We start from the raw sequence: 11,769 nt of genomic DNA on the forward strand, positions 1-11,769 counted from the left end.
TACGCTTTCGCGAAAGCGCACTTACAACTAGTCTACAAGCATAAGTTCTTCTTGTCGTCCAGACACGTATCTAAAACCGTCTTCGCCCCAAAACCCCGCTTCTTCTAGCATAATACGTATGTCTTTATTCCACTCTGGTATTTTTACCGTCGTATTAAGCTCTATGGCGTAGCCCGTATTTTCATAAAGCGGATAATCACCCGTACCTGGCACACCTCCTTGAGAATCCCACATACCTATAGTAGGGCCCGCAGCGTGACCATACATCCCCAGCGGATGCGTATAAATAGATGGTCTCAAGCCTGCTTCTTTACCTTCTTTAAGTGCTTCGAGTAAAATCTCGTTACCAGATCTACCCGTCTCAAAATTTGAGGTAAGTATGTCTTGTATCTTATTACCGTCTTTAAAAGCTTTTATTAAGAAGTCTGGCGCTTTTGTCTCACCGTCTTTTGGCACATAAGCGTGCTGCTGGCAGTCTGTATTAAGACGTAAGTAAGTGATCCCAAAATCACAGTGTATTAAATCTCCCTTTTGTATAATCTTACCCTCTGGCCTGTTTGAGAAAGAAACGATGTGACTCTCTAGCTTCTCTTCTGAGCGCTGTATATCTACCGTAGGGTGAAACCAGGTCTCAAGTCCCATATCTGTTACGCGCTGTCTTAAATACCACACCACATCATCTGTACTAGTTACGCCTGGCGTTATAACCTTTGCGCTAAAGGCATCTTTAATAATATCGTGGGTGATATCTACTAGCTGCTCAAAGTAGCCTACCTCTAAAGCAGTACGAGTTTCTAACCAGCCTACGGCAAGCTGCTCTGCAGAGACTACTTTTGCTTGTTGTGCAGCAGTTAGTCTACTTATGAAAGCATCATAATCTGTTTTTACAACACCATCTGCAAGTCCATAATTATCTGAGTAGTTAAGACCTATTTTAGAAGGGTTACGTTTTTCTATAATCTCTAGTAGTCGCTGCCACTGGTCTGGTTGCTTTTCTTTATCCCAAGCAGAGATAATATTTTTACCCACATTATAACGAGCTACTGCTAGTTTTTCTATCGTGTTTGCTTCTTTATCTCTGTAAAAAACTAAGATTGTTCTCCTACGGGCGTTGAGCCAAGTAGATGGTAACATTGTTTTAAGTACTGGATCTTCATTATACTCCCTAGAGATAACCACCCACATATCTATATCTGCACGATCCATAAGCTTAGGGAGTAAGTTATTAAACCTATCTGCCAGCACCTCATCTATTACAGTTGCTCTATCTCTTTCTGATAAAACCTGACTGGTGCTAATGGTTGTTATAAATAAAAGCGCGAGTACTATTAATCTTCTCATAAGGTGATCTGTTTTATGGACTTAAATGTACTAAAAACAAAAAGGAGCATTTTAAAAAAAATGCTCCTTTTTATAAACTTAGATTAATAAATACTATTTACCATCGTCATCTTTATTCTTTTTACGCTTTTTCTTTTTGCGCTTCTCTTGTCTTTTCTCTTTATCGTATTTCTTTTTTTCTTTACCAAACTCCTCTTCGGTAAGGATTTTTTCTACTTGCTCTTCTGTAAATACTTCTTTTAAAGAGTTTTCAAATTTTTTGCGTTCTGCATTAATAAGCTCTCTTTTTGCATCAAATTTGAGATTCTCATCATACCCTATATTTACAGTAGCTGTATAATAATCTTTGAGGTAACTTTTAAGTACTTCTTTTGTAAAGACATCTATATCTAGTATTTCTTGATACATATCTGCACGTTCTATACTAAGTAAATTTACGTCTGGTTTTTCTGGTTCTCCAGCGTCTTGCTGTCTTGCAGGTGGTGAGTATCCACGTTGTCCTCTCTGTATGCTCCCGAGGTTTTGCGCGTATATGGTAGACGAGCCAGCGATTAAAAAGATAAGTGCGAATAAACGAAAATTCATTGTTCTATATTTTTTGCAAATATGCATATTTATTTTTTCTTTTCTCTTTTCAATAATGATGCCTAACTATTTCTAATTCTTAATTACATCTAAAATTTCTGGTAAAATAGTAAGTGCCGTGAGTGCAATAGCACCCCCTAGATTTTTGTGCTCTGCTGCTTTTGCTTGCTTGCGTTGTGCTCTTTGTGCTTGTCTCTCTTCTTTTGGGGTTGTTGGAGCTTTGGCTACCTCAACTTCTTGTGCTACAAGATTTGTCTCACTTACTTTTTTATAAACGCTAGTAACAGACTTTGCTTGTGCTGGCTCTTGATGTACGCCACTACCACGTATCATTATCACGTTACTCACTACATCTTCATCATAATTTGCTTCTGTAAGATCATATGCCAGAGCTATACCATCTGCCTTACTAACCTCTTTAAATGAGCCAGAAAACAGCTTCTCTACTCCTTCCTCTATCACTTTGCCTACACTTACCTCTGTAAACGGTAACACAACTGCACTTACAGATCCGTAAGTTCCTATAGCAATTTTATCTTCTGGCTCAAGTCTCTTTGTGAGTAATTTTACACCTTGCTCAATATAAAATTTGTGATCTTGATGTATACCTGCACTGCCTGTCTCTACAAGTATATAAAGCTGAACCGGATCATCTGCCGGATAATTATCTGCCGCATAGGTGATTAATTGTTCGGCTTTGAGTACAGTTGTTTGGGTTTGATCTTGAGTCTGCGCAGTCATTTGCATCATTACAAAAAGGACTACTGCCTGTGCTAGATATTTCATACTTGCTTGGTTTTAAATTCAGTATAAACTTATCTCAAATGTGATTTACACCCTATTAGTAATGAGTAAACGAGCCTTGGTGTTGAGTAAAGTGGTATGAATGTGATTACGCTTTCGCGAAAGCGTACTAAAAACCTATATCGTATCCAGATACTTTGTTAAGGTCTGACCTCGCTGAATTTTACCCGTATTAGTACGTTGAAATTGAGGAGTATAAATAATTTTTCGAGGAAACTCATAGGGCTTAAACACCTTCATGTCTTCCTCATTTATATCAAGTTCATAAGGTTGCTCTTGCTCTACAAAAAGAACTAGCTGTTCTCCCAGGCGATCATCTGGCATACCAGTGATGAAGTATGGCACATCAATAAAGCTTGCAAGTTTTGCCTCTATCTGTTCTGGATGTAGCTTCACCCCGCCACTATTTATAACATTATCTATACGACCTAGCCAAATAAATTTTTTATAGGTAACAATCCTTATAATATCGTTAGTAACTACAGGGTCTGTACTTACATAAGGTGCTTTTATAACTAAACAACTGCGCTCATCTGCCTCAATGGTTACTTTATCTAACACTTTAAAGGGTATAAGGCTGTCTTTATTCTTTTTTGAATTAACACGTCTAGCGGCTATATGAGTTACGGTCTCTGTCATACCATAAGTCTCATAGATCTTAGTAGCAAGCCCCTGTACTCTCTGTTTTAATGCGGGAGAGATAGCTCCACCTCCTACAATAAGTTTTGAAAGCAAATGCAGCCTAGATAAAGAGTTATCTAGTTGAAAAGGTGTCATTGCACAAAAATCATATCTCCTATATATATTATCTAATGGGTTTGATTTAGGCTGTGCCATATCAATACGCCAGCCTAAAACCATTGCTCTCACAAGCATCATTTTACCAGCTATGTAGTGAGCAGGTAGACATAGTAGCGCGGTGGTCTTTTCATACACATCAAAGTGCTTTGCCGTAGCTTTTGCACTATTTATCATATGAGACTTTGCTATTTTAATAGGCTTAGGATCTCCAGTAGATCCAGAAGTTTGTACCGTTACATACTTCTTCTTGTCTAGCCATTCTAGTAAAAACTCACCTACAGACTCCTCATAAGGTTCTCCTTCTTTTATAAAACCATAGGCCTGGGCTTTAAGCGTAGCCTTAGTATGAGAAGATCCGTTAAGTTTAAACTTAGGGTGCAAAAATTTATGTCTATCTGTTGCATATAACATATGCATTAAAAATAAGTCTTACTTGTAAAATATAAGTTAGTAAGATGTAAACCTTATATTAAATTATGAAATAGTAGTGGCTGGTGGATGCACTGCACCTGTTAATTTTTCTTTCCAGTTAGACCATTTGTATTTTTTTGCTAAAATGAGTAGAAATATAGGGTAGACTATAAGTACCGGTAATACGAGCTCGATACCCGTATCTGCCTGCCCTACAGATTTAAAAATAGCATCTGTTTGTAACGCTGAGTACTCATAGGTGAGTAGTGTTGCTGCTAGTAAATTATTACCAAAATGAAAACCTAGAGCTAGCTCCATACCATCATCCATAAGTGTCATTATACCTAATAGTAAGCCTGTACCTATATAAAACACCATAGTGATAGGTCCTAACTCTGCCACTTCTGGATTTGCCCAGTGAAATACCCCAAAAAGTACTGATGTTAGTATGAGCGGGAACCACCTATTGCGCACCATCACCCCTACTTGTTGCATCACATACCCTCTAAAAAGGTACTCTTCTAAACCTATTTGAAATGGAAAGAATACCAAACCTATGAGAACTAGCACTAAGAATTTTGAACTATCAAACTGCAACACATAATCTTCTGGTGTCATATAATAGACTATTGCAAAACTTGCCACTGTATAAATAAACACCATCATAAAACTAAAGAAGATACGACTCCAGTCTACTTTCTTTCTTGCTGTTGTTAAGCTCAATATACTGCGTTTATGTAGTGCCCACACTAGTAAAAACAGCACTGCCAGAATGGGGATAAATACGGCAAGGTTAAATGCGAGCAATAAGTTTTTTGACTTAAACAGTCGCATCATATCATCCATCGCAGCTTGTGGATCTACATCTACAAAAAGGAAAAACAACAGGTTTGCGATAAAAATACCCATTGTAAGTATGGAGGTTATGACAAATTTCCAAGTTTCGTTTTCTCCCTTATAGGCTTGTTCTATAAACATAAATTATATTTTAAAATCCCAAGATAGCTCAGGGTTCATTTTTAAGGTTCCGTTTGTTACTTCTAGTGGCGAAGATATATTATTTGTAAATAGGCTGCCTGTACCTAGACCTTGAGGTCCTTTTGCACCAATTTTATAGGTCCATTGTGCGATGGCATTAAGCCCTATATTACTCTCAAGAGCAGAGGTTATCCACCAGCCTATGTTGCGCTTTTTTGCCTCTTCTATCCACTCCTCACTTCCTTTAAAACCTCCTACAAAGCTAGGTTTTAAAATTATATATTGTGGTTTAATACTGTCTAGTACCATACGCTTATCTTCCAGGTTTGTTACACCTATTAACTCTTCATCTAGCGCGATAGGTACTGGAGTACTCGCACAGAGTGCAGCCATATCATCCCACTGCTTTGTAGCGATAGGTTGCTCAATAGAGTGTATATCAAGAGCTGCAAGTTCTTTTAATACGCTTTGAACCGTTTCCTTTGTAAAACCTCCATTTGCATCTACACGCAATGTGAGTTTACTAGCGTCGTGATCTTTACGTATAGAAGATAATATGGCAAGCTCTTCTTTAAAGTCTATGGCCCCTATTTTCATTTTAATGCAATTAAAGCCTTGCATTAATTTTTCTGAGACTTGCTCACGCATAAAGGACTCGTCTCCCATCCATACCAATCCATTAATGGAAATTGCATCTTTGCCTGTTCTAAATTCAGAAGAATATATATGATAAGGGTCTTTTGCTTTAAGTGACATAAATGCCATTTCTATACCAGCTTGTATACTGGGAAAATCTCTTAGTGCTTCCCATAATTTATCTGGACCTTGTGAGATGTGATCACACGTCCATTTAAGCATAGACTCATACTCTGGAACGTCGTCGTAACTTAATCCTCTTAAAATACCACACTCACCTATCCCGTAAGAAGCGCCGTCCTTTATAATAATATACCAAGTCTCTTTTGTGCGTAATACACCTCTAGAGGTGCCACTAGGTCTTTTAAACTCTAGAATATGTTTTTTATAGCTTGCCGTCAATCTCTCAATTTTTTCTAGTAAAAATAGCTATTGTGTATGACTCTTGCGACTATAAGCAATCTTTAGCACTGTGTATATCTCGGTTATCTTCGTTTTTGACATCAATATACTGTGTATGCATAATTAAAAATACGGCCTATAATTCACTATATCTAAACAAATAAACCGCAAAATCCTAACAATCAGTATTTTATACCAATATTTTTTATAACTTTTTTTTAATACCTAAATATTTGTCAAACTAAGAAAAATAGGTAGCTTTATTAGACCAAAGGCGATAAATATGACTAAACTACCGACCAAAGGACAATTATTAGTTGCCGAGCCATCCGTATTAGGCGATGTTTCTTTCACGAGATCTGTAATCCTACTAGCAGATCATAATGAAGAGGGATCTGTAGGTTTTATACTTAACAAACCACTCGAAGTCACACTAGCAGATCTTATAGAGGGACTAGAAGATTGTGAGATGCCTATTTATAATGGAGGACCTGTAGAGCAAGAAAATTTGTACTTTATACATACCGCACCAGAACTTATAGAAGGAAGCCAAGAAATCTCTTCTGGTATTTACTGGGGAGGAGACTTTCAACGAGCTATAGATTTAATTCTGGCCAAAAAAATAAGCTGTGAAAATATAAAGTTCTTTTTAGGCTACAGCGGCTGGGGAAGCAAGCAGCTAGACCAAGAAATAGACGAGCATACTTGGGTAATCACAAAAAATAATTTTCGCAAAGAACTCCTTAAAAGTAATCACGTTGCACTATGGAGTGATAAAATAAGGGAGTTAGGCGGCTCTTATGCCATATGGTCTAATGCTCCGGCAAATCCTCAATACAACTAGCCCAGGCGAGCCTTTACATTAAGCTTTTTGAGCAATGCAGTTGCTGTGTCTGATGTGTACTGCTTTTTGCGATACTTTGTAATAGGCTGTATTCCCTTAATCGTATTTGTTATAAAGAGCTCATCTGCCTTTTGCAGTTCAAAAGGAGAGATAGACGCTTCTTCTAGCGTATACTCATCCATAAGCTCAATAATACCCATTAACTGTTTTCTCACAATACCACGTAAACACCCATCTGTAAGTGGAGGTGTCTTTATAGTAGTTCCTTTTACAAGAAAGAGATTACCCTGTAAGGCTTCGGCAATATTTTTATCACTATTTACCAGCAGGCAGTTATCATAACCGTTTTCTTGCGCATAAATACTACCCGTCACGTGCACGATTTTATTAGTGGTTTTAAGTGTAGAGATAAGATCTGCGTTTATATAGTGATCTTTATAAAGCTCTACTTCATAAGGTGCATCATTGAGTAGGTAAAATGGTTCTGAGTGCGCTTTCGCGAAAGCGTAAAACCCCACACCTCTCTCTTCTGGGAGATAAGTGCCGCCTCCAGATCTATAGACTGTAATGCGCACACGTGCCGTCTCATTGATTAATCCGGCGGCGTCTATGGTGCTTTTGAGCTGTTCCTCTAGATACTCTGGTGTAAACTCCATAGGGATATCCATACGCAAGATGCGCATCGAGGCCATAAGCCTAAAATAATGATCTTCCCAAAAGAGAAGTTTACCATTTACTGCTTTTATAGTTTCAAAGAGTCCATCACCATAAAGAAAACCTCTATTAAAAGGGTCTAGACTAGTTTGTGCTGCTGCCGATATTGTTCCGTTGTGATTAATCATAAAAAAACCGCCTATTGTAAGGCGGTGCAAAGATATTAATTAGGCGCTAGTTAAACTGAGCCTATTACTTGTTTCAGTTCTGAAATTTGATTTTCCCAAAACATTTTACCTTCATCTATTTCATCTTCTTCTGCATAGTCTGTAATCATAAGAGATACATCTTTTGTAATCTCGTCTACTTGTATGCGCAACTGGAAGAAATACTCCTCTCCCTCGTCATCTAGCCACTGAAATTTTATGTAATCTCCGTTACGTTTACCTAAGAGTTTTGCTTTTTCTTCACTTCCGTCCCAAATAAAGGTATAAAATTCTCCTCTTGAATTTACATTGTCTGCAAACCACTCACTCATTCCAGAAGGGGTTGCCATATATTGATATAGTAAAGATGGAGAGGCTCTTACAACAAACTCAATCTCGTATTTTTTTTTCTCGCTCATAAAAACTTGTAATTGTATCGACAATATATTGATATTAATTTCGACAACAAAGCAATTAAATTGATTTTATTTGAGAAAGAGGTTTGCACTACCGCTATTATATTTTATATTTGCACCCGCTTAGACAAATGCTTTTATAGTTTATTCTCTTAAAAGTGATTTTTACTTAACCCGTAAATCTATGCTCTAAGTAAGATGGCGAGGTAGCTCAGTTGGTTAGAGCGTCGGATTCATAACCCGGAGGTCGGGGGATCGTGCCCCCCTCTCGCTACTTAAATATGAAGGCTTCACAATTATGTGAAGCCTTTTTTTTGAGATAAAATGAAATTTAAATTTACTTAGTCCTTATTACCTAAAGCTCTACACTTTATATAAATTATGTTAAGGTCTATTGTATTTACTCATTCTCTATTTTCAATTTTGTAATCATTACCAAATTCCTGTCTAACAAAATTAAATGGAAATCAATAGCTGCTCTCCCAGAACTTATATAATCCATACACGATAACCACATAGTTAACAATAACAAGGCTTATATTGTAGCAATAACATTTACATTTAAACAGTTATTTGATATTGAAAATCCTTAGAAAGTATTTTTTACGTATTAAGCATCGTAAATCGTACAGGTCAAAATATCTAGATGATCTCTCTTCTGATCTAATCACGCAGATAGTTAAGTTCAAAACTAGGTTGTTAAAAAACCTAACTAAGGTTGGCTTTTTGCTTTTCATAATTTCGTAACATTCTATCTATTCCGCTTTCGCGAAAACTTACTTCTGTACATTAAAACCTATCAAGAAATACCAAATATAGTTATGTTAAATTCTGACGATACAAATTGTAAACAATACACGTCTAACCATTGCTATTATCAGATGATTAGTAAGTAAAAATAAGCGCTTTTTTCAATCAAACTGATTGACCATACCATTAGTAATTTTAAGGTTTATTCAGTCTATACAAAACCTCCAAACAAGGCGTGACAGCCTATAAATGCGACTACAGATAAAATAATACCTAGTAAAAAAATGTTAAATGACTTACGAAGTAGTTTAAACTTTCTATCCATAGTCTTACCAAGATGAAAAGTATCTTTGGCAATGGTTTTATATAACTCATCGCCCTCATTCATTAACGTAGTAATCTTTTCAACATATTCATTTTCTTCCATATTGTTAAAATTACCATAAAACATTAAATTTTTGGCTTCACTTTCTCCGTGGACGAGCTCAGGGCGTGTGGCAAAAATTGCGTAGGCAATTGAAGCTAGATTAGTTATTAAAATCATCACTACAGGATAAATAAGATGAGGGTCTGTACCTAATTGACTCATTACTGTACCCAAGACTAGGGAAAGAATTAGAGCGTTGATAGAAATCAAAATATTTGATTTTGTATCTATCATTGTATTCAATGTGTATTGATTTTTAGACAGCAGTCTAAACAGTGTTTCAACACCACGTTCAGACCGTGGTTCTAGCTTTGCGAGTTTCTTTTTCAACTGCTTTAAGGCTTCCTTATCTATGTTAAGCTCTGCCATCAAGTATTTATCTTCTTCTTTTTTCTCTTTTTTATCGCTCATAATTACCTTTAAAAAAATTACTCATCTCCTTAGATGAACCCTTATTACTAATCAAAAACACCTGCGACTCTTTTTATTGCGCTCATTTGGTGTCAAATATAACAATGACTCTGAATATGAAAACTAAGAGTTTATATCGTTAGTCATTTTTATATATCACCTTTGCAAAAACACCTATTGAAAGTCCTTGTACAATTATAGAAAACAAAACCACTATATATGTAATATGCAGTATCAAGTCTTTTGATAATTCATCACCCAAACTAAGTGCTAGAGCTATAGATATACCACCTCTCAATCCACCCCAAGTCAGAATTGCAATAGTTTTGATAGGCTTTTTCTCATAATGTTTAAGTAATGAGTACGGTAAAAACACAGAGCAAAATCGTGCAAAAAGAACAATTAAAATAGCCATTACTCCTAATAAAAAGTAATTACTATTAAATTCTAATAAGTGAATAGCAAGCCCCATAAGGACAAATAAAATACCATTAAAAACCTCGTCTAATATTTCCCAAAAAGAGTTGATTGCTTTCTGTATTGGATTTTTATCTTCATTTATATGTATTCTATTCCCTATCAATAATCCTGCTACTACCATAGCTAATGGCGCAGAGACATTTAATAAAAAAGCACCAGATGTTCCTCCCATTACTACAGCTAGAGTTATTATTACGGCAAGTTGTGGGTTTTCTTTTAATGAGTTGATACACTTCAAACCTAGAAATCCAATAAGAAGTCCGTAAAGAATGCCTCCTACAGCTTCTTCTAGAAATAAGAGCCCAATCTCTGCACCAATCTGGGCAGCGCTATGATGCTCTGTTGCTGTAGCAATCAATAATATTCCAGAAAAAACAACAACGCCTATCCCATCGTTAAATAAAGATTCGCCTTCTATTTTTATACCTAAAGACTCTGCAATATTTGCCTTTTTGAGAATCGCCATTACAGCAATAGGATCAGTAGGTGATATCAACGCTCCAAATAAAAGTGCGTGTAAAAAGGGTAGCTCTACATCAATTAATTGCGCACCAAAAAAGACAAGGCCTCCTACTAAGAAAGTGGATATGAGGACACCTAAGGTGGCAAATAATAAAATTGATTTCCTCTGTTCTTTAAGTGCTGCAAGATTAACATGTAATGCTCCTGCAAATAATAAAAAACTTAAAATCCCGTCGAGTAGAAGCGTTTTAAAATCTGCCTTAACGATAATATCACAAAAGAATTTGTAAAATTCTGGGAATATAGTTTCACTTAATGTTAATGGAATAATTAGAAACAAGCTTAAAATCATCAACCCAATCGTTGTTGGTAATTTTAACCACTTGTAATTTATGTAACTAAAAAGAGCCGCAATTGTAAATACAATACTAAAAGATTCGAACATATTACTTTGATTTTGTATTAATATATTTCCCAACAAATACCCCAATCACAATAGCCAAGTAAAATTGGCCTATTATATTCATCACTAAATGTTATAGATTGCGCAGGAGCAGTAAGAGGTGTGATATCACCATATCCAACAGTAGTGATACTTATAAAACTAAAATAGTAAAAGCTATAACCCGAGTAACCATCAATTAATCTAAATGAACTATTGTTTAAAAAATTAATAGATTCAAATAGCACTCCTCCTAATATTCCTAGATAAAGAAACCCTAGTAAGGGCCCTAGTATAAACTGTAAGTTTATCTCTTTTATAAGTAATAATTGTCTTACTAAGATGATGCAAAAACATACAAACAATAAAAAGGACGATACTAATCTATAAATTAATATAACAACTGAACTGTCATTAGACAGCTCTAACCATATAGCGAGCAATGTAAAAAAGCCAATGATATAGGTGATAGATTTGGCGAGCTTGTTAGTTGCCAGCAAGGAGCTCCCTATGATTAATAAGGTATAATTTATGACAGTAACATAAGCCGGACTTATACCTGAAATAAGAATATGAAAAGGTGTCAAAAGAAAGTTGAACACGCTTAAAATAGCAATTAGGTATTTATAATTTGCTATTATAGAATTAAGCCTACTCATTTTTTTTAATATTTATACATTAACTATCCTCCTAGCAATCAACCTCTACATACATCACTT

At 35.9% G+C, this 11,769-nt stretch carries 12 protein-coding genes and 1 tRNA gene; 2 read left to right on the forward strand and 11 right to left on the reverse strand.

Features of this window, described 5'->3' with window-relative positions:
• Window positions 1-27: 27 nt before the first annotated feature.
• The 6 genes from Q0948_RS01965 to Q0948_RS01990 form a co-directional block, all read right to left on the reverse strand.
• A complete protein-coding gene (locus Q0948_RS01965) occupies window positions 28-1,341 on the reverse strand; it encodes a M24 family metallopeptidase (protein WP_298348025.1) in 1,314 nt (437 codons plus the stop codon).
• 93 nt (window positions 1,342-1,434) lie between these two features.
• Complete coding sequence (locus tag Q0948_RS01970) at window positions 1,435-1,926, reverse strand: hypothetical protein (protein WP_298348023.1); 492 nt, start codon at window positions 1,924-1,926, stop codon at window positions 1,435-1,437.
• A 72-nt stretch (window positions 1,927-1,998) separates the two neighbouring features.
• Complete coding sequence (locus Q0948_RS01975) at window positions 1,999-2,712, reverse strand: hypothetical protein (RefSeq protein WP_298348021.1); 714 nt, start codon at window positions 2,710-2,712, stop codon at window positions 1,999-2,001.
• 135 nt (window positions 2,713-2,847) lie between these two features.
• Complete coding sequence (locus Q0948_RS01980) at window positions 2,848-3,948, reverse strand: AMP-binding protein (RefSeq protein ID WP_298348019.1); 1,101 nt, start codon at window positions 3,946-3,948, stop codon at window positions 2,848-2,850.
• Window positions 3,949-4,005: 57 nt separating this feature from the next.
• Window positions 4,006-4,920, reverse strand: coding sequence for a CPBP family intramembrane glutamic endopeptidase (locus tag Q0948_RS01985; protein ID WP_298348017.1), 915 nt, complete (start codon window positions 4,918-4,920; stop codon window positions 4,006-4,008).
• Window positions 4,921-4,923: 3 nt separating this feature from the next.
• Window positions 4,924-5,958, reverse strand: a complete 1,035-nt coding sequence (locus tag Q0948_RS01990) for an o-succinylbenzoate synthase (protein ID WP_298348016.1) — start codon at window positions 5,956-5,958, stop codon at window positions 4,924-4,926.
• A 283-nt stretch (window positions 5,959-6,241) separates the two neighbouring features.
• On the opposite strand from Q0948_RS01990, the gene Q0948_RS01995 reads away from it, so the two are divergent.
• Window positions 6,242-6,802 (forward strand): YqgE/AlgH family protein, encoded by a 561-nt coding sequence (locus Q0948_RS01995; protein WP_298348015.1) that lies wholly within the window; start codon window positions 6,242-6,244, stop codon window positions 6,800-6,802.
• On the opposite strand, the gene Q0948_RS02000 is transcribed toward Q0948_RS01995, so the two are convergent.
• Window positions 6,799-7,644, reverse strand: coding sequence for an aminotransferase class IV (locus Q0948_RS02000; RefSeq protein ID WP_298348014.1), 846 nt, complete (start codon window positions 7,642-7,644; stop codon window positions 6,799-6,801). The two genes, Q0948_RS01995 and Q0948_RS02000, sit on opposite strands and share 4 nt — an antisense overlap.
• 50 nt (window positions 7,645-7,694) lie before the next feature.
• Complete coding sequence (locus Q0948_RS02005) at window positions 7,695-8,081, reverse strand: START-like domain-containing protein (protein WP_298348012.1); 387 nt, start codon at window positions 8,079-8,081, stop codon at window positions 7,695-7,697.
• 197 nt (window positions 8,082-8,278) lie between these two features.
• On the opposite strand from Q0948_RS02005, the gene Q0948_RS02010 reads away from it, so the two are divergent.
• Window positions 8,279-8,352, forward strand: a tRNA-Met gene (locus tag Q0948_RS02010).
• Window positions 8,353-9,039: 687 nt separating this feature from the next.
• Here Q0948_RS02010 and Q0948_RS02015 read toward each other — a convergent pair.
• The 3 genes from Q0948_RS02015 to Q0948_RS02025 form a co-directional block, all read right to left on the reverse strand.
• Entirely contained in the window at window positions 9,040-9,666 is a 627-nt protein-coding gene (locus tag Q0948_RS02015) for a Pycsar system effector family protein (protein WP_298348010.1), read from the reverse strand.
• 139 nt (window positions 9,667-9,805) lie between these two features.
• Entirely contained in the window at window positions 9,806-11,086 is a 1,281-nt protein-coding gene (locus Q0948_RS02020; protein WP_298348008.1) for a sodium:proton antiporter, read from the reverse strand.
• Window positions 11,071-11,709, reverse strand: a complete 639-nt coding sequence (locus Q0948_RS02025) for an ion channel (RefSeq protein ID WP_298491211.1) — start codon at window positions 11,707-11,709, stop codon at window positions 11,071-11,073. Before Q0948_RS02025 ends, Q0948_RS02020 begins: the two co-directional genes overlap by 16 nt.
• Window positions 11,710-11,769: the final 60 nt, after the last annotated feature.

The organism is uncultured Dokdonia sp. (genome assembly GCF_947496725.1).
Lineage (GTDB): Bacteria > Bacteroidota > Bacteroidia > Flavobacteriales > Flavobacteriaceae > Dokdonia.